Source organism: Alloalcanivorax marinus, from assembly GCF_016906305.1.
Lineage (GTDB): Bacteria > Pseudomonadota > Gammaproteobacteria > Pseudomonadales > Alcanivoracaceae > Alloalcanivorax > Alloalcanivorax marinus.
Map to the genome: position 1 here is coordinate 1 of NZ_JADDOL010000001.1, position 24,562 is coordinate 24,562.

A 24,562-nucleotide genomic window follows, 5' to 3' on the forward strand; every position below is an offset into this window, starting at 1 on the left:
TCAATCCGGACCCGGGGCGAAGTAAAAAGGGCGAACCTCAAATGAGGTTCGCCCTATGAGGCCGCCAACTGTGGGACAGCAGTGCCCGAACGGGGCCTTTTTTACGCCCACCGTCCCTGGCGGGCGCCCTTTGGGCCGTCGCTGACGCGACGTCAAAAAACGCTACTGGCGTTTTTTCGTTTCAGGGGGCGCCGGCCAGGGCCGCCGCCGTCTCTCCGGCGATGGCCCCCAGCACCACCGCGCTGAGCAGACCGTTGCCGGACATATAGCCATCGTCGCCGGCACCGGACACGCCGCGGGCGGCGCCACCGGCGGCCAGCAGATTGGGCAGCGGCCGGCGGTCCCGGTCCAGCACCCGACCGTCGGTGTCCACTTCCAGACCACCCTGGGTGTGGAACAGGGCACCGGTGACCCGGATCGCGAAGTACGGCGGCGCCAGCCGGTGGGCGGGCTCGAAGGTCCGACCGAAACGGTCCGCCTGGCCGCTGTCCGCGGCCGCCGCCATGGCGTCGAACTCCCCGCGCACCGTCTCCAGCGGCACCGCCAGCCCCTCGGCCAGGGCCTGCAAACTGTCGAATCGCTTCACCGCGCCGGCGGCCTCGGCGTTACGGTAATCCTCGAATCTGAGCGCCTGTTCATGAATGCGCCGGTCGTACAGGTTCCAGGCCTGGCTCTCCGGCTGGGCGTTGACCTTGGCGGCCTGCTCCGAATAGCCCAGGTGTTCGTTGGAGAAGCGCGCTCCGTGCAGGTTCACCTGCACCCCGCCCTGCATCATCACCGCCCAGGAAATCAGGGTCTGGTGGGGCCAGGCCAGGGAGCCGTGGCCCTGATAGGCACCCATGTCCCTGAGGCTGGCGTCCAGCGCCTCGCCCCATTGCACCGCCTCGCCGCGGTTGCCTTCGTGACCGAAGTAGAGAGCCCCGGCCATGGCGGGAATGTGGCGGGCGATCAGCTCCGGATTGCCGCCGTAGCCGTTGCAGGCCAGCACCAGCGCCTCACAGCCGAGACGCTCCTCGACGCCGTCGGGACGTTGGTAGGTCAGGCCGCGCACCCGGCGTCGATCATCCACATGCAGGGTGGTGACCCGCGCCCGGGTGAGCACATCCAGCTCCGCCGCCTCGGCGGCGTTGAGCAGGCAGCTCATCAGTTCCTCGCCGGTACGGCGCGGCGTGCAGTGCATCCGCAGGCGGCTGTGGCCAGGGTAGAGAAAGCCCTCCACCAGCTCGAAGGGCACGCCGTGCCGGTCCGCCAGCCATTCGATCACGGCGCCGGAACGCCGTGCCAGGGTGTCGACGATGGCCGGGTCGGCCTGACCGTGATTCTTGCCCTGAATGTCCGCCGCCATGCGCGCCGCGTCGTCCTCCACGCTGGCGGCGCGCTGGAAACGGGTGCCCGCCGCCGGCACGAAGCCGGACGACATAAAGGTGCTGCCCCGGGGTACCGCGTCCCGTTCCAGCACCACCACCTCCACGCCCAGGGAGCGGATCGCCAGGCCGGCGACCAGACCGCAAGCACCTGCGCCCACCACCACCACCGGCAGGGTCAGCTCGAATTCCAGCTCGGCGCCATCGGTTCGGACCTCGGCCATGCTCAGCGCTCCGACCGGGTCTGGGTGTTGAACGCGTCGAGGATCTCGCCGGCGGTGGCCAGCCAGACGTCGTCACGGCGACTCAGTTGCTCGAGCACCGCTTCCAGGCAGGCGATGCGGTGCGGTTGGCCGATCAGCCAGGGGTGCAGGCTGAGGCCCAGCATCCGTCCGCCCTGCTCGGCGGCTTCGCCAGCGAGAAAGTCCACCGCGTCCTGGACCTGTTCCACCCAGCTGTCCTCGGAGTGCAGGTTCTGCCCGATCACGAACTGATCCTCGATCTCGGTGGGCAGGGGCATCATGGTGAGCGGGCCGTGGTCGGTCCGGAACGGGTACGGCATGTCGTCGTTGACCCAGTCGGCGCAGTATTCCACGCCGTGCTCGGCGAGCAGGTCCGGCGTGTGCCAGCTCTGGTTGCGCGCCGGGCTGAGCCAGCCGCGCACCGGCCGTCCGGCCAATTGATTGAGGGTGTCCAGGGAGCGCTTCACCTGCTCCCGTTCTTCCCGGGGATCCTGGCCACCGTAGTGCAGGTGATCCATGTTCCAGCCGTGGCACAGCAGCTCGGTGTCGCGCTCCAGCAGACGCCGGGTCAGGTAGGGCGTGTCCCGTGCCAGCTGACTGTTGATCGCCACCGTGGGGCGCACGCCGTACCGGTCGAATGCCTTCAGGCAGCGGAACACGCCCACCCGGTTGCCATAGTCGCGCAGGGTGAAGTGGCGCAGGTCCGGGTACGGCATCTTCATGCCGTTGGGCACCTTGAAGGGCTCGCCGCGCTGGTTGAGCGGGTAAAACTCCAGGGACAGGTTCACCCACACCGCCAGACGCTTGCCGCCGGGCCAGGTGACCGGCGGGCGGTCCGCCAGCATGGTCCAGTCGTAGCGGTCGTGGTCATAGCCGTGCCGGCGCCAGGGGTACTCGAAGTAGCGGTCGTCCAGGCTCATTGGGCGCCTCCCTTGCGTCGTTCGATGTCGGCCACGGCGGTGTCGTAATGGTGGGCCAGATAGTGCTCGGCGATTTCCCGGCCGGTGGCCAGCCAGACGCCGTCGTGGCCGGTGATGTATTCCAGGGCCTCTTCCAGCGCCTTGATGCGGTGCGGGCAACTGACCTGATAGTTGTGGGTGGGAATGCACATCACCGTGCCGGACTCGGCGCCCTCTTCGTAGAGCCGGTCGAAGTGCCGCTTGAGCATGGTGGCGTAATGGCGCGGCTCCACCTTGTTGACGGTGTAGACGATGGTGTCGTTCATCTCCAGGGAATACGGCACCGAAATAAAGCGCTTGCCGTTGCGCACCGACACCGGCGTGGGCTGATCGTCGTGGAACAGATCGCAGGTGTAGAAGCCGCCCTCGTCACCGAACAGCTCGCTGCCGACCTCGGCGAACAGGTCCAGGGTGCGCTCGGAGTGGGACAGCGCCGGCGCCAGATAGCCGGCGCACTTCTGGCCGGTGTGGCGATGGATGGATTCCATGGCATCGCGGATCATGGTCCGCTCCTGGGCCTCGCTCATGCCGTAGGTGTAGCGGGTGTTGTAGATGCCGTGGCTGAACAGCTCCCAATCACGCTCCCGGCACATGTCGATGATCTCCGGATGGTGCTCGCACAGCGCCACGGACAGGGATACAGAGCCGCGAATGCCGTACTTGTCGAGCAACGCCATCTGGCGGCGGTGGCCCACCCGGTTGCCGTAATCGCGGATGGCGTAGCCGGGTACCGCCGGGCTCGGCTGCGGCCAGGCCTTACGGTGTGGATTGTCCGGCGGGTCCAGTTCGTAGAACTCGATATTGGGAGCCACCCAGAACGCCACCCGGGCGCCGTTGGGCCACTCCAGCTTGGGGCGATCCTCGTAGGGCCAGTAATCGTAGACGCCGAGACTTTCCTTCATGCGCTTTCACCGTCCAGCCAGGCCAGCACGTCGGCCACGTTCATCACGTCGGCGTACTTGAGATGCAGGTCGGTGAGGTTGGCGTAGTGATAGCTCTCGTGCTTATCCGCCACGCACTCCTGGGGCACGATGGTGCGGTAGCCCCGCGACAGGCTTTCCACCGCGGTGGCGCGGATGCAGCCGGAGGTCGAGCCGCCGGTGATGATCACCGTGTCCACCTGGTGCCAAACCAGCAAGGACTGCAGTGGCGTCTCGAAGAAGGCGGAGGGCATGCGTTTGGTATAGACCACGTCGCGGTCGTGGTCGATGTTGATCCGCTCGTCGAAGGCGGCCCGGTCCGAGCCGTACTTGATGTTCTGTAGGGAGTCCGGGGTGTCGGTGCGGGTGCCCCAGACGCCGGCGTCCTCGGCGGACTCCAGAAAAGCCACATGGGTCCAGACCACCGGCCAGTTCAGCGTGCGGAAGCGTTCGGCCAGCGCGTTGACGTACTCGAGCTGGCGCGGATCGGTTTCATAGGCCGTTTTGTAGAGATCGGTGCGCGTGTACGCCTTCTGCGGGTCCACGTTCACCAGCACCGCCTTCTTGCCGAACCCGAAAGGCACGCGCTGCGGGTTGGCGATCACGTCCTGGAAAATCTGCTTGGCTGTTTTGTCGGTGGTAATCATGCTGTCTCCGCCTAGCTGGTGGGGTCTTCGTATTGCTTGCCCACGGCCAGAATCCGTTCCGTGCCGAGGAATTCATTGAGCTGCTTGAAGTCGAGCATCCGGTCGCGGAAGTTGTCGGTGGTGCCGTCGTTTTTCAGGGTGCCGAAGAAGCGGTTGGCCATGAAGGTGAAGGCCCGCACCAGCGCCCCCGGGAAAATCACCATGGAAAAACCCAGCGCCTGCAGGGCGGCGGCATCCTGGATCGGCGTGTCGCCGCCTTCCACCATGTTGGCCATCACCGGCACGCGCCCCTTGAAACGGCCCATGACCGCGTCGATGTCATCGGCGCCGCGCAGCCCTTCCACGAACAACAGATCGCAGCCCGCTTCGCGGTAGGCCTCGGCGCGCGCCAGGGCGGCCTCGATGCCATCCACCGCCAGCGCGTCGGTGCGGCCGATGATCAGCGTCCGCGGGTCGCGGCGCGCGTCCACCGCCGCCTTGATCTTGCCGACCATTTCTCCGGCCGGCACCAGGCTCTTGCCGCGCAGGTGGCCGCAGCGCTTCGGATAGGTCTGGTCTTCCAGTTGAATGGCGTTGGCGCCGGCGGCTTCCATCAGCCGCACGGTGCGCGCCACGTTCATGGCGTTGCCGAAACCGGTGTCGCCGTCGACCACGATGGACACCTCGGTGCGCTCGCGAATGTGCGCCAGGGTGTCCACCACCTCGGTGAAGCTGGTCAGGCCGATGTCCGGCCGGCCCAGCTTGGTGTAGGCGATACTGGCTCCGGACAGGTACACGGTATCGAAGCCGCTCTGCTCGGCGATCGACGCGCTCAGCGCGTCGTAAACGCCCGGCGCCACCACGATATCATCCTGCCTCAGTCGATCCTTGAAATTACTACTCACTTGACTCATTCGCTCTCTCGGTTGCCGTTTCCCGGTGCGCTGGCGCCGACCGACACCGGACTAAACAGCGGTCCAGAACTGGCCTACAATGCAGATCACACCAAACATCAAAATGACTTATATATAATACATTTATATGTTTAAAGAAGAACAGCGTCAAGCCGGGTCACCGGTCCGTCATCGATCCCAGGGGGCCCCGCGCCATGAATGAATCGTCGTTGCAAACCGCGGTCAGCGGCACCAAATCCCACAACCTCTACCTGCTGCTGCGCGACGCCATCCTCAGCCGCCGCCTGGAGCCGGGAGACAAGCTGCCCGGCGAGCTGAAGCTGGCGGAGCAGTACAAGGTGTCGCGGGTGACGGTGCGCCGGGCCATGGAGGCCCTGCAACGGGCCGGGCTGATCGCGCGCCGCCCCGGGGTCGGCACAGTGGTGCTGGAGCAGCCCCTGGACGCCACCGTGATGACCGCCAGCGTCTCCAATCTGCTGCCCAATATGCTGAAGATGAGCCGCGCCTCGAAGGTGCGCCTGCTGGAGTTCGCCTACGTGACGCCGGAACCGTCGATCCGCGACAAACTCAAGCTGGCCAGCGGCGAAAAGACCCAACGTTCGGTGCGCGTGCGGCAGGTGGAGGACCAGCCGTTCTCCTACCTCACCACCCATGTGCCGGCGCGCATCGCGCACCACTACAGCGAGTCGGATCTGGCCCATACGCCCCTGTTCGTGCTGCTGGAGCAAAGCGGGGTAACCATCGACCACGCCACCCAGACGATCTCCGCCGCCCTGGCCACGCAGACCGAAGCGGAGGCCCTGGGCGTGGCGGTGGGCTCGCCGCTGCTGGCGCTGACCCGGGTGGTCTATGACCGCAACGGCGAGGGCGTGGAACACCTGGACGCCCTGTACCGCCCGGACCGCTACCGCTTCCAGATCGACCTCAATCGCACCGGCGAAGACGACGCCCGCTATTGGGAGCCCCTGCCCGGGGACAAGGAGCCGGGGGCATGATTACGGTTTGACATGCCCTGGGGGGCCGACTATCTTTGCGCGATAGATGTAGTACATTTAATACATATATCGGGCATAGATAAATACATAGCGGAGTGCCGTTCGGGGCATTCCGCGACGGCGAACCCCCAAAGGCATGGTCGTGAAAAAAGCACCGAGAACCCTCTTCGACAAGATCTGGGACGCGCACGAAATCCTGCGTAACGAAAGCGGCCAGAGCCTGCTCTGGATCGACCGGCACTTCGTTCACGAAGGCTCCTTCCACGCGTTCAACAAGCTCAACGCCCGCGACCTGAAGGTCGCCCATCCGGCGCTGACCACCGGCATCGCCGACCACTACGTGCCGACCCGGGGCCGCTCCATTCAGGTGGTCACCGACAAGGTGCGCTCGGTGATCGAGCAGCTGGAGCACAACACCCGCGAGCACGGCGTCACCCTGCTCGGCCTGGACGACCCGCGCCAGGGCATCGTGCACGTGGTCGGTCCGGAACAGGGCCTCACCCAGCCCGGCCTGCTGATGGTGTGCGGCGACAGCCACACCTCCACCCACGGCGCCCTGGGCGCTCTGGCGTTCGGCATCGGCGCCTCGGAAGTGGCCCATGTGCTGGCCACCCAGACCCTCTGGCAAACCCGCCCCAAACGTCTGCGCATCACGGTGGACGGCCGGCTCGGCGCGGGCGTCACCGCCAAGGATATCGCCCTGGCCTGGATCGCCCGGCTGGGCGCCGACGGCGCCCGGGGCCATGCCATCGAATACGCCGGCGAGGCGATCCGCGCGCTCAGCGTGGAAGCGCGACTGACTCTGTGCAACCTGTCCATCGAAGGCGGCGGCCGCTGCGGCATGATCGCCCCGGACGACAAGACCCTGGCCTATCTGAAAGGCCGCCCGGACGCCCCCGAGGGCGAGCAATGGGAGCAGGCCGAACACTACTGGCGCACGCTGCACAGCGACGAAGGCGCGGTGTTTGATCGGGAAGTGACCCTGCGCGCCGAGGAAATCGCGCCCCAGGTCACCTGGGGCGTATCGCCGGAGGAAGCCCTGCCCATCGACGGCACCGTGCCCGACCCGGCGCGGGCGGCCTCCCCGGCCAAGGCCCGCCAGATCCAGGACAGCCTGGACTACATGGGTCTGCGCGCCGGCCAGAAACTCACCGAAGTCGCCGTCGATTCGGTCTTCATCGGTTCCTGCACCAATGCGCGCCTGGAAGATCTGCGCGCCGCCGCCGAGGTGCTGCGCGGCCGCCACTGCCGGGTGCCCGGCATCGTCTCCCCGGGCTCCACCCAGGTGAAGCAGCAGGCGGAAGCCGAAGGGCTGGACCGGGTGTTCATCGATGCCGGTCTGGAATGGCGCGAGTCCGGCTGCTCCATGTGCGTGGGCATGAACGGCGACCAGGTGGGCAGTGGCGAACGCTGCGCCTCCACCACCAACCGCAACTTCAAGGGTCGCCAGGGCCCCGGGGCACGCACCCATCTCATGTCTCCGGCGATGGTGGCGGCGGCGTCGCTGACCGGCCATCTCACCGATATTCGCGAGCTGACGAGGTAACCCATGACGCCTTTTACTGAACTTTCCGCGCTCGCCTGCCCGCTGCCCCTGGAAAACGTGGACACCGACCAGCTGATTCCGGCGCGCTTCATGAAGGAGTCCCGGGATAAGGGCTACGGCGGTTTTCTGCTGCATGACATGCGCTTCGGAGCGGACGGCACGCCCACCGATTTCGTGCTCAACGACGCCCGCGCCAAGGGCTCGGAGATTCTGGTGGCACGGCGCAACTTCGGTGCCGGCTCTTCCCGGGAAGCGGCGGTGTACGCGCTGGTGGACTACGGCTTCCGCTGCGTGATCGCACCCAGCTTCGGCGACATCTTTTCGTCCAACTCGGTGAACAATGGCCTGCTTCCGGCGCTGGTCAGCGAAAAAGATTGCGAAGCGATTCTCGACGCCCTCGGCGACCGGCCCGGCGAGCTTCGCGTGGACCTGAACGCGCAGACCATCACCGCCGGCGATCGGGATTTCCCCTTCGAGATCAACGCCACCTGGAAGATCAAGCTGCTGAACGGCTGGGACGACATCGACCTGACCCGGGCCCGGGCGGAGGACATAGAGCGCTTCCGCGAGCACTACACCGCCGCCTATCCCTGGGTCACATCCTGATAGCGGGCGGCCCGCGCTGTCCGCCACGACGCCGATAACCCGAAGAACACAATAAAAGAGGATTTCATGAGACCTTCCCTGCGCCTGATGGCGGCCGGCCTCTCATTGCTGTTCGCGTCCCTGACGCACGCGGACGAGCAGGTGATCACGGCCCTGCATGCCTTTCCGCCTTCCCTGATCTATACGCAAAGCTTTCTCGAATTCGTCGATGACGTGAACGAGGAAGGCCAGGGCGTGATCCGCATCGATGTGCTTGGCGGGCCGGAGGTGATCGGCCTGTCCCAGCAACCTTACGCCGTGCGTAACGGCGTGGTGGACATGGCCTACACCGCCGCCAGTTTCTACGCCGGCACCCTGCCCGAGCGCGACGCCCTGATCTCGTCCAACACCAACGCCATCTATGCGCGGCAAAGCGGCGGCATCGACCTGCTTAACCGCATCCACCAACGCAAGATGGACGTGTTCTACCTGGGCTGGTTCGACAGCGGTATCAAATACAACCTCTACACCATCAACAAGCCGGTGGTGAACGACCAGGGTGATCTGGCCCTGCCCAACCTGCGTCTACGCAGCAACCCGGTGTACGACGCCTTCTTCACCGATTACCTGAAAGCTCAGCCCATCAGCCTGCCCACCACCGACGTCTATTCCGCCCTGGAACGGTCCGTGGTCAATGCCACCGGCTGGACCCAGATCGGCATGAACGACCTGGGCTGGAACAAGTTTCTGCGCTACCGCATCGACCCGGCGTTCTATTCCACCGACATGGGCGTGATCGTCAATCTTGAAAGCTGGAACGCGCTCAGCGACGACGCGCGACGCATCCTTCAAGACGTGGCCATTCGCCACGAACGGGACAGCGCCCTGCGCTTCGCCAAGGCCGCCACTGAACAACAGCGGCAGCTGGAAGCCAACGGCATGACGCCGTTCAAACTCGATCCGGCGGCGGCGGACCGCTACCTGCGCGCCGCCCGCGAAGCCTCCTGGCGGCGCATGAAGCGCTACATGGAACATCAGCCCGGCGGGCTCAGCCATTACCAGGACCTGATCGAAAAATTCAACGACCCCGCGGTCGATGCCGGCAAGGACGCCGACGACACCGCCCGGTCCACCACCCGGTAGCGCGCCATGCATGCACTTTCCCGACTCTATAACAAATTGATCGACGCCATGGCGTTGGTATCCGCCGTGCTGCTGGTGTGGCTGATGGTCGCCATCGTCACCTCCGTGGTGATTCGTAACCTGGGCGTGCAATCGCCGGCCTGGCTGTTCACCTCCACGGAATACGCCATGTTCTATCTCACCTTGCTGGGCGCCCCCTGGCTGGTGCGTGAGAAAGGCCACGTCTACATCGAAATCTTCATCAAGCCGCTGCCCGACGCCGCCCGCAATCTGCTCAGCCGCGTGGTGATGGTGATCTGCGCGGCCATCTGCCTGGTGCTGGCGGTCAAGGGCGTGGAGCTGGTGAGCACCAATATCGACCGGGTGGATTACGACGTGCGCACCTACTACTTCCCGATGTGGATGCTGACCATCACCTATCCGATCAGCTTTTCGCTGATGGGTCTGGAGTTCATCCGCTTTCTGTTTTCCGACCAGCCCTATCACAGTGAAGAACAGGAGACGCACTGATGGAATGGTATTACGCGCTTCTGTTCCTGCTGTCCCTGGTGCTGGTGCTGATGTTCATCGGCGTGCCGGTGGCGATTGCCTTTATCGGCGCCAACCTGGTCGGCGCCTGGGTGTTCATGCGCGGCGACGCCGGTCTGATTCAACTGCTCAATAACGGCTTCGGCGCCCTGTCCAGCTTCAGCCTGGTGCCGATCCCGCTGTTTCTGCTGATGGGCGAACTGTTCTTCCGCACCGGCCTGGGCATGCGCATGTTCAACGCCATCGATCAGTTGATGGGGCGGGTGCCCGGGCGCTTGTCCTACGTCACCGTGGTGGGCGGCACCGCCTTCTCCACCCTGAGCGGGTCCTCCATGGGTTCCACCGCCCTGCTCGGCTCCCTGCTGGTGCCGGAGATGGAACGCCGCGGCTACAAGAAGTACATGTCCATCGGGCCGATTCTCGGCACCGGCGGACTGGCCATCATCATTCCGCCCTCGGCCATCGCCGTGCTGCTCGCCACCCTGGCCAAGATCGACATCGGCGACGTACTGATCGGTGGCGTGCTGCCCGGGGTACTGCTGGCCTCCCTGTACATGTTCACCATCTGGCTGAAGACCCGCCTGAAACCGGATTCGGCGCCGGCCTACGACGTGGATGCGCTGCCCCTGGCCACCAAGCTCAAGGTGCTGAGCCGGGACATTCTGCCCATGCTAAGCATCATCGTGCTGATCATCGTGATGATGCTCACCGGCTTCGCCACCCCGTCGGAATCCGCCGCCTTCGGCGCGCTGGGCGTGATCGTGCTGGCGCTGGTGTTCCGCACCATGACCCGGGAGGCGTTCAAACAGTCGGTGATGGGCGCGCTCAAGGTCACCCTGATGGCGTATCTGATCGTGTTCGGCTCCGCCACCTTCAGCCAGTTGCTGGCGTTTTCCGGCGCTTCCCACGGGCTGATTCAGTGGGCCACCCATTTCGATCTGCATCCGTTGCTGATGCTGGGCGCCATGCTGCTAGTGTTGCTGGTGCTGGGCACCTTCATGGAAGCGATCTCGATCATGATGATCACCGTGCCGTTCTTTTTCCCCCTGGCCCAGTCCCTGGGCTTCGACCTGGTGTGGTTCTCGGTGGTCACCCTGATCGCCCTGGAGATCGGCTTCTCCACCCCGCCCCTGGGTTTGAACCTGTTCGTCATGAAAGGCGTGGCGCCGGCCGGCACCACCATGCGCGAGATCTACCTCTCCGCCATTCCCTACATCCTTTGTTCGCTGTTGCTGCTGGCGGTGCTCACCGCCTTCCCCGGCATCGTGACCTGGCTCCCCTCGTTGTCGGGCTGAGCGCCGACAACGGGTCTCCATGGCGGCCGACCTCCGGCCGCCTTTTTTTTACCACTCCGCTCTCCGAGAGGAACGTATGAAAATCATAACCTCCAAGCGTATTTCCGCTCTTTCCCTGGGTACCGTGTTCACGGTGCTGACCTGTTCCGCCCAGGCGGTCGGCTTCAAGGCCGGCGAAACCGACCTGGAACTGTACGGCTATGCCAAACTCGATGTGATCTATGATCTTGACGCGGACCTGGGCAATGCGATTCTGCGCAATCGGATCCCGCTGGACGACGACCCCGGCGCCGACGGCCATCTCACCATGCACGCCTTCGAAAGCCGGGTGGGCTTCACCACCGCCACCATGGTGGACGGGGACGTACTGCGCACGGTGATCGAAACCGATTTCTATGGCGGCGGCGGCTTCGCCGACGGCGGTGGCGAGCTGCGTCTGCGCCATGCCTACGGGGAGTGGAAGGGCCTGCTGGCCGGTCAGACCTGGACCAACTTCGGCAATGTGCTGAGCCTCTACGAGACCATCGACTTTAACCGGGACCTGGGCCAGGGCGGCGGCCGCCAGGCGCAGATCCGCTACACCACCGGCCCGTTCTCGTTCTCCGCGGAAGACCCGAAAGGCACCGGCACCGGCCACGCCGGTGGCGAAGTGATCGCCGAGGACACCAATCAATTCCGTTTTCCGGATCTCACCGCCCGCTACCAGGGCAGCGCCGGGCCGGTGCAGTTCGCCACCGCCGCGCTGGTGCGTTTCCTGGAATACGACGCGGACGGCGAAACCGTCAGCAACAGCGCCTGGAGCGACGACTCCGCCACCGGCTGGGGGGTAATGGCCGAGGCCCGCGCCCGGCTCACCGACACCCTGACCCTGCGCGGCTCGGTGACCCACGGTGACGGCATCGGCGGCTATCTGTACCTGAGCCCGGCGGCGCCCGGCTACGTCAGCAGCAGCGGCAAGCTGGAAACCATCGAAGGCACCGGCGGCGGCGTCAGCCTCAGCGCCAAGACCGGCCCGGGCCTGCTGACCCTGGCCTACGGCGTGGCCCGAGCCGATGTGGACGACGCCTATCGAGACGGCGCTATCGCCGGCACCGCCGACGAGCGCTACACCAGCACCACGCTCAACTACCTCTGGTCCACTACCAAGTACCTGACGTACGGCGTGGAAGCGGGCTATCACACCCGCGAGCAGGTGGACGGTCGCGACGGCGACGCGGTGCGCCTGCAGGGCATGGTGCGCTTCAATTTCTGAGCCCCTGGATCACCCGGACCCGGGCCGACCCCCATGTCGGCCCGCGGTTTTACCGGCTCCGCGTTCTACCCCACCTCTTTCATCGTCGGCCCGGCGTCTTCCGGCACCGGCAGGCTGTCCATGAACACCTCCAGCGCCCGGCTCCAACTGGCCGGCGGCGGCGTCGCCACCACCGTGGTGACCTGACCCAGAGCGTCCGGCAACGGCAGGGTGTGCAGGTCGAAACGCTGCCGGTATTGCGCCACCGTGGAGGCCGGCAGCACCGCCAGCCCCATGCCGGCACTGACGCAGCCGACGATGGCGTCCAGGCTGCCGAACTCGTGGATGCGCGGCGCCGGCACCCGCCGTTCCGCCAGCAGCAGCTCGATGGTGCGCCGGTACCCGCAGCCCTGGCGGAACGCCAGAAACGGCGTGCGCAGCAGCTCCGCCCGCTCCGGCATGGCCGGCAGCGGCCGCGCGCCGACCAGCACCAGCCGCTCCCGGAACACCGGCCGCAGGGCCAGCTCCTCGCCGGCGTCCTCGGCGGCCACGAAGGCCGCGTCCAGCTGCCCGGCGCGCACCGCCTCGATCAGTTCGCCGCTGGTGCCGGTGCGCAGGTGCACGGCCAGTTGCGGCCAGCGTCGGCTGAACGCGGCCAGCAGCCGGGGCAGGTGCACCGCCGCGGTGGTTTCCATGCTGCCCAGGCGCAGCTCCCCGAGCGGTTCGCCGCCCGGCCGGAAGCGGGCCAGGGCGTCGTCGTGCAGTTCCACGATGCGGCTGGCGTAGGCCAGCAGCTGGCGGCCCGCCGGGGTCGCCACCACCGGGTTGCGCCGGTCCAGCAGGTGCGCGCCGAGCTCGCTCTCCAGCTTCTTGATGTGGGCGGTGACGTTGGACTGCACCGTGTGCAGCCGTTCGGCGGCGGCGCTGAAGCTGCCGGTGTCCACCACGGCGCGGAAGATTTCCAGGGAACGGATCAGCATGGGGGCGTCTCTTCACCGGTTGAGATACCACCCATCTTAAAAAATCATTTCCAGTGATAGAAGGGGTCTGGTTAACTGGCGCCTTTCATCCATCCGACCGGAGCCCGACGATGTCCTCCCCCGCCACCGTTCCCTCCCCCGTCCGCCTGGTGGCCATGGCCGCCTCCGCGACCCTGGTGGGGATCGGCCTGGGCCGCTTCGCCTACGCGGCGCTGCTGCCCGGGGTGATCCAGCGCGGCTGGCTGAGCGAGGCGGACGCCGGCTATGTGGGCGCCGCCAATCTGCTGGGTTATCTGGTGGGCGCGGTGCTGGCCGGGCGCGTCGGCCAGCGCTGGGGGGCGACGCCGGTGATCCGGCTGTCCGCCCTGCTGGTGGCGGTGGGCTTCGCCGCCAGCGCCTGGCCGGGGCCGGTATGGTGGTTCAGTTTGTGGCGGTTCGTGGCCGGGGTCACCGGCGCCTTTCTGATGGTGCTGGCGCCGTCGCTGATCGCCAGTCATTTGCCGGAGTCCATGCGCAAGCGGGGCACCACCTGGATCTTCACCGGCGTGGGCGTGGGGGTGCTGTTCTCCGCCACCCTGGTGCCGTTGCTGATCGACAGCGGTCTGATGCTGGCCTGGCTGGGCCTGGCGCTGGCCTGCCTGCCGCCGATCTGGGTGCTGTGGCGGCGCTGGCCGCCGGTGGCCGCCGCCAATCCCCATGACCAGGGCCCCGGTCGCGGCGCCGGCCTGCTGCTGGGCGTGGTCTATCTGGCCTACCTGCTGGACGCGGTGGGCTTCGTGCCGCACACCGTGTTCTGGGTGGACTACCTGGAACGCCAGCGCGGTTTCAGCCACTGGGCCGGCGCCCTGCAGTGGGCGGTGTTCGCGGTGGGCGCGGTGTCCGGGCCGTTTCTGGCCGGCGCCCTGGCCCGGCGGCTGGGCTGGCACCGTACCCTGATCACCGCCCTGACCCTGAAGGGCACCGGCGTGCTGCTGCCCATGCTGATGCCCGGGCTGGCGGCGGTGACCGCCTCCTCGTTTCTGGTCGGCGCCATGATCCCGACCATGGTGTCCGGCGTCATGGGGCGCACCGCCGAGCTGGTGCCGCCGCGTCTGGCCACCCAGGCCTGGGGCCGTGCCACCGCCCTGTTCGCGGTGGGTCAGGCCATCGCCGCCTACGCGCTGGCGGCGCTCTATGCCCGCCCCGGCGGCGGCCCGCTGATTTTCCAGATCGGCGGCGCGGTCCTGCTGGCGGCGGCGCTGCTGATGGCCCTGTCCGGGGTGGCGGCACGGCGAGCCGGGCACCGCTGACGCGCCGGACGTTTTTCCAGGCGGTTTTGCCGTAGAATCCGGGTCAACGACCACACGGAATGCGGAGAACGCCATGGAACGACGTGCCCTTCTCAAGGCCCTGGGACTGCTGGGCGGCAGCCTGCTGCTGACACCCCGGCGCCTGCCCGCCGCGCCCCCCGGCGCCGGCCCGCTGCGACGCGGTGAACCGTTCAGCTACGCCGCCCTCAAGGGCATGGCCCGGCACTTCGCCGGGCGCCCCTATCACGCCCACGAAAAGACCCTGCCCAAGGCGATCCAGGCGCTCACCTGGGACCATTACCAGGCGATTCGCTTTCGCCCGGACCACGCCCTGTGGGCGGACCGGCCCGGCGCGGATTTCCAGGTGCAGTTCTTCCATATGGGCCTGAATTTCACCACCCCTGTGAAGATGCACGAGGTGATCGACGGCGAGGCCCATCCGATCCCTTACCGCACCGACCTGTTCGATTTCAGCGGCACCGGCGTGGACGCCGGCCAGCTCCCCGAAGGTCTGGGCTTCGCCGGCTTCCGCCTGCTGCATCACAGTGACTGGAAGCGGGACGTGGCGGCGTTTCTCGGCGCCAGCTATTTCCGCGCCACCGGCGCGTCGCGGCAGTTCGGCCTGTCTGCCCGCGGGCTGGCGGTCAACACCGCGCTGCCGGAGCCGGAGGAATTCCCGGAGTTCACCCATTTCTGGTTCGAGCGCACCGACCATCCGGATCGGGTGTTGGTGTATGCCTTCCTGGACGCCCCCAGCGTCACCGGGGCCTACCGCTTCACCATCGAGCGGGTGGACGGCGACGTGATCATGGACGTGGACGCCGCGCTCTACCCGCGCCGGCCCATCGAACGGCTGGGCGTGGCACCGCTGACCAGCATGTACCAGATTGGCGAGAACAGCCGCCGGGTGGCCTGGGACTGGCGCCCGGAAATCCACGATTCCGACGGCCTGGCCCTGCACACCGGCGGCGGCGAGTGGCTGTGGCGGCCACTGGTCAATCCGCCGCAATTGCGCTTCAACAGCTACAGCGACGACAACCCGCGCGGCTTCGGCCTGCTGCAGCGGGACCAGGATTTCGACCATTACCAGGACGACGGCGTGTTCTACGAGCGGCGCCCGAGCCTGTGGGTGGAACCGCGCGGCGACTGGGGCAAGGGCGCGGTGCAGTTGGTGGAGATTCCCACCCTGGACGAGACCTTCGACAACATCGTGGCGTTCTGGCGGCCGGACCGGCCGGTGGAACCCGGGGAGGAATACCTGTTCGGTTACCGCCTGTCCTGGACCGGCCGGCCGCCGCGCCCGCCCCTGGCCCGCTGCGTGGCCACCCGCACCGGCCTGGGCGGTGTCATCGGCCAGGTTCGGGAGTATTTCAGCTGGCGCTTCGTGGTGGACTTCCGCGGCGGGCCGCTGTCCGACGGCGGCCTGCCCGACGACGTGGAGGTGGTGCCGGTGATCGACGCCAGCGCCGGCCGGGTGGAAATCACCTCGGCGCGGCCCCTGCATCAGATCGACGGTTACCGGGCCATGTTCGATGTGGTGCCGCCGGAGGACGACCTGGCGCCGATCAACCTGCGCCTGTTCCTCAAGCGCAAGGACAACGGCGAGCCGCTCACCGAAACCTGGATCTATCAGTGGTCGCCGCCGCCCCTGGAGCAACGCGACCTGCGCAACCCGGGGCACCTGTAGGGCCGGCCACCGTCAGCGCGGGCGCGGCCCCAGACAATCCGGCAGCCCTTCGCGGAACCCCCGGGGCCGCCGGTCCAGCTCGATGAAGCCGGGCACGTCCGGGGCCGCCACATTGTCCTCTTCCATCAGAAACACCTGATCGCGGGTCAGCGGCGCCCCGGGCAGCCGGCGCGCCACCGCCGCCATCAGGTGCCAGGCCTCGAACGGCAGCGGCAGGGTCGGCCCGCGCCGCCCCAGGTAATCCCGCACCGCCACCACCATGTCCCGATAGCGCAGCACCTCGCCGCCGGCCAGCTCGTACAGCGGCGCCGGCGCCCCGGGCCAGGTGGCCAGGGTGGCCAGCCCGCCGGCCACGTCCTGCACCCACACCGGCTGCAGACAGGTGCGCCCGCGCCCGAACAGCGGCAGCACCGGCAGGCGACTCAGGGTGGCCAGGGCACGCACCAGCGCATCGCCGGCGCCGAACATGGAAGCCGGGCGCACCAGGGTGGCGCCGGGGCAGGTCTCGCGCACCGCCATTTCGCCCTGGGCACGGGCGCGCACATAGGGGGACGGGGACAGGTCGCTGACGCCGATGCCGGACAGGTGCAGCAGCCTCGGCACCCGCGCCCGGCGCGCCGCCAGGGCCACCCGCTCGGCGGACTCCACGTGGATGGCGCGGAAGGTCAGGTCGCCCTGCTCCGCGTACAGGGAAACCGCGTTCACCACCGTCCGGCTGCCGGCCACCGCCGCCGCCACCTGACGGTCGTCGGTGACGTCGGCGACCCGCCGCTCCAGACGCGTTTCGTCGTGGAAGCGGACGCGCTCCGGGCGCCGCGCCGCCAGACGTACCGCATGGCCCCGCTGCAGCAGGGCGGTGACCAGGCGACGACCGAGAAAGCCGGTGCCGCCGAAAACCGTGATCGGGGCCGTATCCATGGCGCCACTCCAGAATCCGTTTCGTCGACCCTAGAACAGTGGCGGCCCGGTGAAAAGCGGCGCGGATCACAAAAGGCCGGGCTCAGGACGGGTTGACCAACCCCAGGTTGACCGCCTTGAGGGCGGCCTCGGCGCGGCTGTTCACCTGCAGTTTCTGGTAGATGTCCTTCAGGTAGCCGGCGGCGGTGTGATGGGAAATATTCAGCTGGCGGGCGGCGTGCTTCACGCTCAGGCCCTTGGCGATCAGCGTCAGCAGATCGGTTTCCCGGGGCGTCAGCGGCGTCTCATCGGCCCTCGGGTCGGAGCGGAACTGGTGCAGCAGCCGCCGGGCAATGGACGAGGACAGCGGCGGCCGGCCGTCGAGAATGCCGGTGAGCTGGCGGGTGAATTCCGCCTCGGTGTCGTCCTTGAGCAAATAGCCGTCGGCGCCGGCGCGCAGACAGCCGAACAGATGCTCGGCGTCGTCGAAGATGGTGGTCACGATGCAGGGGGCCTGGGGCCGGGCGCTTTTGAAGTCCCGGATCAGATCGGCCCCGTTGCCGTCCGGCAGCCCCAGATCGAGCAGCAGCAGATCGTAACCGGTCTCGGCGAGGCAGCGGCGCGCCCCGGCCAGGTCGGCGGCGTGGTCGATCCGCCGAGGCGCCAGGGCGCCTTGCAGGCAGGCCCGCAGCCACTGGGCCACGTCCGGCAGATCCTCGACGATCAACACATGGTGCGGGCGGTTCATGGTGTGCGCTCCAGCGACACAAACAGAACGAACTTCGGCGGGAAGCCATTCCGCCGCTCTGTTATTCATGGATACTGCGGTTATAGATACTACAGCCGGACCGGCAAGGGGACCCCTTGAACACGGGGGCGGGCAACAGGGGCGCGGAGAAATGGGGATGTTTTCACTACGGGCAAGAATCATTGCCGGTCTGCTGGCGGTGGCGGCCTACGGCCTGCTGGCCCTGGGCGTGGCGCTGTCCTTACCGCAGGGGGCGCTGCCACAGGGGTCAGTGACCTTCCAGCAGGACGGCGAGCGGCTGCGCGCCGATGACGGCCGGGGCGGCGTGTTCACGGTGGTGGCCTTCGAGGTCGGTGACGAACGGCTGCCGGCGGACCCGCTGCTGGCGGTGGAGGAACCGGACGTGCTGCCGGACTACGCCGCCATGGCGGCGCTGTTCCAGGATCACGAGCGGCTGTACCGGGCGCTGCGCGACGGCCGGCTGGCGGTCCTCGGCGACGACGGCCAGCGCCTGCCGGTGTCAGCGGTGGAACGGGGCCTGACCGATCTGCCCGGCTTGTTCTGGCTGCAGCTGCTGTGCGGGCTGGCGGGCATGGTGATCTGTCTGCTGGTGTGGATTCCGGGCCAGCGCGAGGTGGCGATTCATGCCTTCGCCCTGACCGGGCTGAGCTACGTGCTGTTTTCGTCGGCGGCGGCGATCTACAGCACCCGGGCGCTGTTCATCCCCGGCGACCTGTTCGCGCTGCTGTCCGGGCTCAATCACGTGGGCGCGCTGCTGTTCTCCGCCTCCCTGGGCGCCTTCCTCTGGAATTACCCGCGCCGGGCCCCGTCGGCGTGGCTCACCGGAGCCTTTTACGGCGCCTTCCTGGTGGCCATCGTCATCGACCAGGGGCGCCTGACCGCCTCGCCGGTGTCCGGTTTCCACCTCTGGGTGATGGGCATCTTCCTGATCGGCCTGGCCGGCGCCGGCTGGCAAGGGTGGCGCACCCGGGGCCGCCCCCTGGAGCGGGCCGCCCTGCGCTGGGTGGTGATCTCGATCGTCGCCGGCACCGCCTTCTTCGCCGGCGGCATGATCCTGCCGGCCATCAAGCAATCCGCCCAGGCGGCCTCCCAGGGGCTGCTGTTCACCACCTTCCTGCTGATGTACGCGGGCATGGCCCTGGGCGTGGTGCGCTATCGGCTGTTCGATCTGGAGCGCTGGTGGTTCTCGCTGTGGTCCTGGCTGCTGGGCGGCATCGTGGTGATGCTCACGGACCTGGTGCTGGCGTCACTGCTGAGCCTGTCCGGCCCGGCCACCCTGAGTCTGTCCCTGGCGCTGGTGGGCTGGTGCTATTTTCCGCTGCGCCAGTATGTGTGGGGGCGGCTGTTCGCGCGCCGGGAGCCGGGCCTGGACGCCTGGCTGGCGCGGGCCCTGCCGGCCATGCTGCGGGCCCGCCATGAGCGGCTCGACGATTCCGGCGTGCAGGACGCCCTGCGCGCCGTGTTCCGGCCCCTTTCCCTGGAGCAGACGGTGGCGGATGCGGCGGTGTCCGGCCGGCTCTGCGTGCTGGAGGACAACGGCGCCACGCTGCGGGTCCCCGACCCGGCCGGCGACCGGGTGCATGTGCTGCGCCATTCCCACGAAGGCGCCCGGCTGTTCACCCGCCAGGATGTGGACGTCGCCGGCCTGGTGCTGTCCCTGCACGAACTGGTGAATCAGTCGCAGACCGCCCGGGCGGAAGGCGCCAGCGAGGAACGCAATCGCATTCGCCAGGACATCCACGACGACCTGGGCGCCAAGCTGCTGCACCTGCTGCACGCCGGGGCCGAGGAATACCGGCCACTGGTGCGCGACGCCATTCGTGACCTGCGCGATCTGCTGCAAAACATGGAGGGCCGCTCGGTGCGGCTGGACGCCGCCGCCTCCCAATGGCGGGAGGAAACCGGCCGGCGCTGCGAGGACCACGGCGTGGAGCTGCACTGGCACCAGGTGCTGCCCGCCGTGACCCTGGACGCGGACCAGTACAGCGAGCTGACGCGCATCGTGCGCGAGGCGGTCAGCAACGCGCTGCGTCACGCCCGGGCGTCGGCGCTGGAGGTATCGCTGACCAGCGAACAGGGGGGCCTCGTGATCGTGATCGTCAACGACGGTCTGGCGGAAGGCGGCGACGGAGCCGTGGGGCGGGGTCTGATGATCATGGCCAATCGCGCCCGCAAGCTGGGCGGCGAATGCCAGTACGGCAGCGAGGGGGACCGCTGGCGCGTGCGTCTGCACGCGCCGCTGGTCCGTTATTCCGCCTGAGCGGTCAGCCCCGGGCGCACAGCGCCTCTTTGGCGGCGGCGTATTCCCGCGCCAGCCGCGCCACGTGCTCGGCGGCGGGCAGGATGTCGTCGACCACGCCGATGCCCTGGCCGCAGCCCCAGATGTCCTTCCAGGCCTTGGACTTGCTGCTGCCCCCGGAACCGAAGTTCATCTTCGAGGGGTCGCTTTCCGGCAGGTTGGCCGGGTCCATGCCGGCGTTGACGATGGACGGCGCCAGATAGTTGCCGTGCACGCCGGTGAAGAGGTTGCTGTAGACGATGTCGGAGGCCTTGCTGTCGACGATCATCTGCTTGTAGCCCTGCACCGCGTTGGCTTCCTTGGAGGCGATGAACATGGAGCCGATGTAGGCCAGGTCCGCGCCCATGGCCTGGGCCGCCAGCACCGAGGCGCCGCTGGCGATGGAACCGGACAGGGCGATGGGGCCGTCGAACCACTGGCGCAGTTCCTGGATCAGCGCGAACGGTGACAACTGGCCGGCATGGCCACCGGCGCCGGCGGCCACGGCGATCAGGCCGTCGGCGCCCTTCTCGATGGCCTTGCGGCCGAAGCGGTCGTTGATCACGTCGTGCATCACCACGCCGCCCCAGCCATGCACCGCCTGGTTCAGGTCCTCGCGGGCGCCCAGGGAGGTGATCACCATGGGCACCTTGTACTTCTCGCACAGGGCCAGGTCTTCCTCCAGCCGGTCATTGGTTTTATGCACGATCTGGTTGACCGCGAACGGCGCGGACGGGGTGTCCGGGTTGTCCCGGTCCCAGGCGGCCAGTTCCTCGGTGATGCGGGCCAGCCACTCGTCCAGCTGCGACACCGGCCGCGCGTTCAGCGACGGGAAGGAGCCGACGATACCGGCCTTGCACTGGGCGATCACCAGGTCCGGGTTGGAAATAATGAACAGCGGGGAGGCGATCACCGGCAAACGCAGCCGGTCCGCCAAATGCGCGGGTAAAGCCATGTCGGACTCTCTCCAGGGGGCCATCGTTGTATTAATTTACGGCGTATACTTTATGTCGGCGAAGGGCGTTCGACAACCCCCTTGGTGGCGGCGACGCTCCGCTTCAGTCGCGATCCCCCTCGTCCCAGTAGGGCGGCAGCACGCCCATGCCGGCGAACAGAGTGCGCATGGTGGTCTGGCGCAGGAACTCCACATCCACGTCGCGCCCCAGGGCGCCGGTCTGCTCCAGCACCACGGTGCCGTGCAGGGTGGCCCAGAACATGTAACCGATCAGCTTGGCGTCGCCACGCACCAGCCCGGCGTCGATCATTTCCTGCACGTAGCCAGCCATGGTCTCGTTGGCCCGGGCGTGGGCCTTGACCAGTTCCGGGTAGCGTTCCTCGTCCGCCTGGGTGTGCTCGAACAGCAACTGATAGGTGTCCGGAAAGCGATGGGCGAAATCCAGGTAGGCGACGCCCGCCGCCCGGGCCTTGGCGCGGGCATCGTCGGCGGCGCGCACCGCCTGTTCCAGATTCTCGGCGAACTGGTTGAAGGCGGCGGCGCGCACCAGCGCCAGGATCTCGTCCTTGTCGCGAAAATAGCGGTACGGGGTCATCGGGCTGACGCCCATCTCGGCGGCGATCTGGCGCATGGTCACGTTGTCCGGACCCCGTTCCAGGAACAGCCGGGTGGCGGCGTCGCGCACCCGCTCGCGGAACGCCGCCACCTCGCGGTCGGTCTTCGGTTTCTTGGCCACGGCGCTCAACCGCGCCCGATAAAGGGCATGCGGGTGGCCATCAGGGTCATGAACTGGACATTGGCGTCCAGCGGCAGGGCCGCCATGTGCACCACCGCCTCGGCCACATGGGCCACGTCCATGCGGTCCTCCACCAGAATCTCGCCGTTGGCCTGGGGGATGCCGCGCTTCATCGGCTCGGTCATTTCGGTGGCGGCGTTGCCGATGTCGATCTGCCCGCAGGCGATGTGATAGCGGCGACCGTCCAGGGAAGTGGCCTTGGTGAGCCCGGTCATGGCGTGTTTGGTGGCGGTGTAGGGCGCCGAGTTGGGACGCGGCGACTGCGCGGAGATGGAGCCGTTGTTAATGATGCGCCCGCCCATGGGGTCCTGGGCTTTCATGATCCGGAACGCCGCCTGGGTGCAGTAGAAGGCACCGGACAGATTGACGTCCACCACCCGGCGCCATTGGTCCGGCGTCAGATCTTCCAGGGGCACCGGCGGCGCGCCGGTGCCGGCGTTGTTGAACAGCAGATCGAGCCGGCCGAAGGCCGCCAGGGTCCGCTCGAACAGGGCGTCCACCTGGTCCGGGTCGCCCACGTCGGTGGGCACCGCCAGGGCCTGCTCCGGGCCCAGGCCGGCCTCGGCCAGTACCCGCTCCAGACGGGCGCCGTCCCGGCCGGCGAACGCCACCCGGTAGCCCGCCGCCACCAGTGCCAGGGCGCAGGCCTTGCCGATGCCGGTGCCGGCCCCGGTGACGATGGCCACCTTGCCGTGGCGGGAAGACTCTTGCTGCATGGATTCAGCCTCTTGTTGTGATGGCGCGGACCGTCAGGCCAGCAAATCCGCGAACGGGTAATAGTCCAGGGGATCGCCGGCGGCCACGGTGGCGTCCACCGGCACCACCGCCAGACCGTCCGCCCACACCGCCGAGCTGAGCATGCCGGAGCTCTGGTTGGGATGCCGTTGCAGCCACGCCTGGCCGTCCCGTTCCACCCGGCGCACGCGCAAATACTCCTGGCGCGGCCCGGGCCGGGTCACGGTGAAGTCCGCCGGCAGCCGCTGGGGCACCGGCAGCACCGGCTCCGCGCCCAGGCAACGGCGCAGGTAAGGCAGCACCAGGGTCAGGTAGCACACCAGCACCGCCGAAGGGTTACCGGGCAGGCCGAAGAACGGCAGCCCGGCGTCGCCGAGCCGGCCGAAGGTGAACGGCTTGCCGGGCTTGATCGCCAGCCGCCAGAAATCCAGCTCGCCCCGTTCCTCCAGGGCGGCGCGCAAATGGTCTTCCTCGCCCACCGACACGCCGCCACTGGCCAGCACCAGATCCGGCGGGTCCGCCAGCAGCGCGTCCAGCTGCTCGCGGGTGCGGGCGCGGTCGTCGGGCAACCACAGGGCGGTGACCTCCGTGAAGCCGCTTTGCGCCAGCAGCGTACTCATCAGCGGGCCGTTGCTGTTGTAGATCTTGCCCGGCCCCGCCGGCGTGCCGGGGGGCACCAGTTCGTCGCCGCTGCTGATCACCGTGACCCGCAGGCGGCGCACCGGCAGGGTGGCCACGCCCACGGAGGCGGCCAGGCCGATGGCCATGGGCGTGATCCGCTCGCCGGCTTTCAGCACCACCTCGCCCTGCCGGGAATCCTGACCGGCGGGGCGGATGTTCTGCCCGGTCCGCACGCCGTCGGCGGCGGGCGGCGTCACCGTGCCGTCGCCGAATACGCAGTCTTCCTGCATCAGCACGGTGTCGGCGCCGGCGGGCACCGGCGCGCCGGTGAAAATCCGCGCCGCGCCGCCGGGGGCCAGTTCCCCCGGCGGGTCGCCGGCGGGCACCCGCAGGGTGATCGGCAGGCTCACCGTGCCGTCGCCGAGGTCCGCCCGGCGCACGGCGATGCCGTCCACCGCGGAATTGTCGTGGGGCGGCACCGTGACCCGGGCCGCCACCGGCGCCGCCAGCCAGCCCCCCAGGGCCCGCTCCAGCGGTTCCTCGACCACCCGCCCCAGGGGCCGGGCGGTGGCCAGCAGCCGCTGGCGGGCCTCGTCCACGGGCATCAGCGTCATGATCAGGCTCCGCGGCTGACCAGGCCCGCGAAGTTGCACGGGCGGGTGCGGCTGTCGAGCTGGTTGGCGATGATCTTGTCCCAGCCGGTGGCGCAGGCGTTGTTGGAGCCGGGCAGGCAGAAGATCAGGGTGCCGTTGGCGACCCCGGCCAGGCAGCGGGACTGAATGGTGGACGGGCCGATTTCGTCCAGGCTGACCTGACGGAACAGTTCACCGAAGCCTTCCACGTGCTTGTCGAACAGCACGCCCAGGGCCTCCGGGGTGCTGTCGCGGCCGGAGAAGCCGGTGCCGCCGGTGACCAGCACCACCTGCACCGCCGGGTCGGCGATCCACGCCGACACCACCCGGCGCAGCTGGTAGATGTCGTCGCGTACTAGGTCCCGGGCCACCACGTTATGGCCGGCACCGGTGGCGCGCTCGGCGAGCAGATCGCCGGAGGTGTCGTTGTCCGTGGTGCGGGTGTCGCTGACGGTGAGGACCGCCAGCGCCAGCGGTTGGAAGTCGGTGTCGTGGTGAGCCATGGGTACTTTCCTTAACGAAGGACCTTATCAACGGGACCGCCGATGGTACCAGCGCCCTTACCCGACCGCACA

23 protein-coding genes are annotated in these 24,562 nt (G+C 67.9%); 10 read left to right on the forward strand and 13 right to left on the reverse strand.

Features of this window, described 5'->3' with window-relative positions:
- Nucleotides 1-181 precede the first annotated feature (181 nt).
- From IM760_RS00005 to IM760_RS00025, 5 genes are read right to left on the reverse strand one after another with little or no spacing between them, the layout of a single operon-like run.
- Nucleotides 182-1,588, reverse strand: a complete 1,407-nt coding sequence (locus IM760_RS00005; protein WP_204426504.1) for an FAD-dependent oxidoreductase — start codon at nt 1,586-1,588, stop codon at nt 182-184.
- A gap of 2 nt (nt 1,589-1,590) precedes the next feature.
- The gene (locus IM760_RS00010) at nt 1,591-2,526 is read right to left on the reverse strand and encodes a polysaccharide deacetylase family protein (protein WP_204426505.1); all 936 of its coding nucleotides are present in this window, start codon (nt 2,524-2,526) and stop codon (nt 1,591-1,593) included.
- Nucleotides 2,523-3,467 carry a polysaccharide deacetylase family protein gene (locus IM760_RS00015; protein ID WP_204426506.1) on the reverse strand — a complete coding sequence of 315 codons (945 nt, stop codon included), beginning with the start codon at nt 3,465-3,467 and terminating at the stop codon, nt 2,523-2,525. Before IM760_RS00015 ends, IM760_RS00010 begins: the two co-directional genes overlap by 4 nt.
- Nucleotides 3,464-4,132 (reverse strand): isochorismatase family protein, encoded by a 669-nt coding sequence (locus tag IM760_RS00020; protein ID WP_204426507.1) that lies wholly within the window; start codon nt 4,130-4,132, stop codon nt 3,464-3,466. The genes IM760_RS00015 and IM760_RS00020 overlap by 4 nt, the downstream gene beginning before the upstream one ends.
- 11 nt (nt 4,133-4,143) lie before the next feature.
- Complete coding sequence (locus IM760_RS00025; protein ID WP_204426508.1) at nt 4,144-5,025, reverse strand: isocitrate lyase/PEP mutase family protein; 882 nt, start codon at nt 5,023-5,025, stop codon at nt 4,144-4,146.
- Between the two features lie 194 nt (nt 5,026-5,219).
- Here IM760_RS00025 and IM760_RS00030 point away from each other — a divergent pair, with 194 nt between their 5' ends.
- From IM760_RS00030 to IM760_RS00060, 7 genes are all read left to right on the forward strand, one after another.
- Entirely contained in the window at nt 5,220-6,020 is an 801-nt protein-coding gene (locus tag IM760_RS00030) for a GntR family transcriptional regulator (protein ID WP_204426509.1), read from the forward strand.
- 142 nt (nt 6,021-6,162) lie between these two features.
- Complete coding sequence (gene leuC, locus IM760_RS00035; RefSeq protein ID WP_338021352.1) at nt 6,163-7,566, forward strand: 3-isopropylmalate dehydratase large subunit; 1,404 nt, start codon at nt 6,163-6,165, stop codon at nt 7,564-7,566.
- A 3-nt stretch (nt 7,567-7,569) separates the two neighbouring features.
- Entirely contained in the window at nt 7,570-8,172 is a 603-nt protein-coding gene (gene leuD, locus IM760_RS00040) for a 3-isopropylmalate dehydratase small subunit (protein WP_204426511.1), read from the forward strand.
- Between the two features lie 66 nt (nt 8,173-8,238).
- Nucleotides 8,239-9,294 (forward strand): TRAP transporter substrate-binding protein DctP, encoded by a 1,056-nt coding sequence (gene dctP / locus IM760_RS00045; RefSeq protein WP_204426512.1) that lies wholly within the window; start codon nt 8,239-8,241, stop codon nt 9,292-9,294.
- Nucleotides 9,295-9,300: 6 nt separating this feature from the next.
- Nucleotides 9,301-9,804, forward strand: a complete 504-nt coding sequence (locus IM760_RS00050; protein ID WP_204426513.1) for a TRAP transporter small permease — start codon at nt 9,301-9,303, stop codon at nt 9,802-9,804.
- Nucleotides 9,804-11,117: a TRAP transporter large permease gene (locus IM760_RS00055; protein ID WP_204426514.1), complete on the forward strand. Its 1,314-nt coding sequence runs from the start codon at nt 9,804-9,806 to the stop codon at nt 11,115-11,117. Before IM760_RS00050 ends, IM760_RS00055 begins: the two co-directional genes overlap by 1 nt.
- A gap of 76 nt (nt 11,118-11,193) precedes the next feature.
- Nucleotides 11,194-12,369 (forward strand): DcaP family trimeric outer membrane transporter, encoded by a 1,176-nt coding sequence (locus tag IM760_RS00060; RefSeq protein WP_204426515.1) that lies wholly within the window; start codon nt 11,194-11,196, stop codon nt 12,367-12,369.
- Nucleotides 12,370-12,434: 65 nt separating this feature from the next.
- Here IM760_RS00060 and IM760_RS00065 read toward each other — a convergent pair whose 3' ends face one another.
- The gene (locus tag IM760_RS00065; protein ID WP_204426516.1) at nt 12,435-13,328 is read right to left on the reverse strand and encodes a LysR family transcriptional regulator; all 894 of its coding nucleotides are present in this window, start codon (nt 13,326-13,328) and stop codon (nt 12,435-12,437) included.
- A 110-nt stretch (nt 13,329-13,438) separates the two neighbouring features.
- Between IM760_RS00065 and IM760_RS00070 the strand changes: the two genes are divergently transcribed.
- Both IM760_RS00070 and IM760_RS00075 read left to right on the forward strand, forming a co-directional pair.
- Complete coding sequence (locus IM760_RS00070; RefSeq protein ID WP_204426517.1) at nt 13,439-14,617, forward strand: YbfB/YjiJ family MFS transporter; 1,179 nt, start codon at nt 13,439-13,441, stop codon at nt 14,615-14,617.
- Nucleotides 14,618-14,690: 73 nt separating this feature from the next.
- Nucleotides 14,691-16,304, forward strand: a complete 1,614-nt coding sequence (locus IM760_RS00075; protein ID WP_204426518.1) for an OpgD/OpgG family glucan biosynthesis protein — start codon at nt 14,691-14,693, stop codon at nt 16,302-16,304.
- A 12-nt stretch (nt 16,305-16,316) separates the two neighbouring features.
- Here the strand turns inward: IM760_RS00075 and IM760_RS00080 are convergent, their stop codons facing one another.
- Together IM760_RS00080 and IM760_RS00085 are read right to left on the reverse strand one after the other, a co-directional pair.
- The gene (locus IM760_RS00080; protein ID WP_204426519.1) at nt 16,317-17,222 is read right to left on the reverse strand and encodes an NAD(P)H-binding protein; all 906 of its coding nucleotides are present in this window, start codon (nt 17,220-17,222) and stop codon (nt 16,317-16,319) included.
- Nucleotides 17,223-17,304: 82 nt separating this feature from the next.
- Nucleotides 17,305-17,949: a response regulator transcription factor gene (locus IM760_RS00085; RefSeq protein ID WP_204426520.1), complete on the reverse strand. Its 645-nt coding sequence runs from the start codon at nt 17,947-17,949 to the stop codon at nt 17,305-17,307.
- Between the two features lie 157 nt (nt 17,950-18,106).
- Between IM760_RS00085 and IM760_RS00090 the strand changes: the two genes are divergently transcribed.
- The gene (locus IM760_RS00090) at nt 18,107-20,230 is read left to right on the forward strand and encodes a sensor histidine kinase (protein ID WP_204426521.1); all 2,124 of its coding nucleotides are present in this window, start codon (nt 18,107-18,109) and stop codon (nt 20,228-20,230) included.
- Between the two features lie 4 nt (nt 20,231-20,234).
- On the opposite strand, the gene IM760_RS00095 is transcribed toward IM760_RS00090, so the two are convergent.
- The 5 genes from IM760_RS00095 to moaB all read right to left on the reverse strand — a co-directional run bounded on the left by IM760_RS00095 (nt 20,235) and on the right by moaB (nt 24,490).
- The gene (locus tag IM760_RS00095; RefSeq protein WP_204426522.1) at nt 20,235-21,203 is read right to left on the reverse strand and encodes an NAD(P)H-dependent flavin oxidoreductase; all 969 of its coding nucleotides are present in this window, start codon (nt 21,201-21,203) and stop codon (nt 20,235-20,237) included.
- 103 nt (nt 21,204-21,306) lie between these two features.
- Nucleotides 21,307-21,939, reverse strand: coding sequence for a WHG domain-containing protein (locus IM760_RS00100; RefSeq protein ID WP_204426523.1), 633 nt, complete (start codon nt 21,937-21,939; stop codon nt 21,307-21,309).
- A gap of 5 nt (nt 21,940-21,944) precedes the next feature.
- The gene (locus tag IM760_RS00105; protein ID WP_204426524.1) at nt 21,945-22,715 is read right to left on the reverse strand and encodes an SDR family oxidoreductase; all 771 of its coding nucleotides are present in this window, start codon (nt 22,713-22,715) and stop codon (nt 21,945-21,947) included.
- Between the two features lie 33 nt (nt 22,716-22,748).
- Nucleotides 22,749-23,969 carry a molybdopterin molybdotransferase MoeA gene (locus IM760_RS00110; RefSeq protein ID WP_204426525.1) on the reverse strand — a complete coding sequence of 407 codons (1,221 nt, stop codon included), beginning with the start codon at nt 23,967-23,969 and terminating at the stop codon, nt 22,749-22,751.
- Between the two features lie 2 nt (nt 23,970-23,971).
- On the reverse strand, nt 23,972-24,490 hold the full coding sequence (moaB, locus tag IM760_RS00115) for a molybdenum cofactor biosynthesis protein B (protein ID WP_204426526.1): 519 nt from the start codon (nt 24,488-24,490) through the stop codon (nt 23,972-23,974).
- Nucleotides 24,491-24,562: the final 72 nt, after the last annotated feature.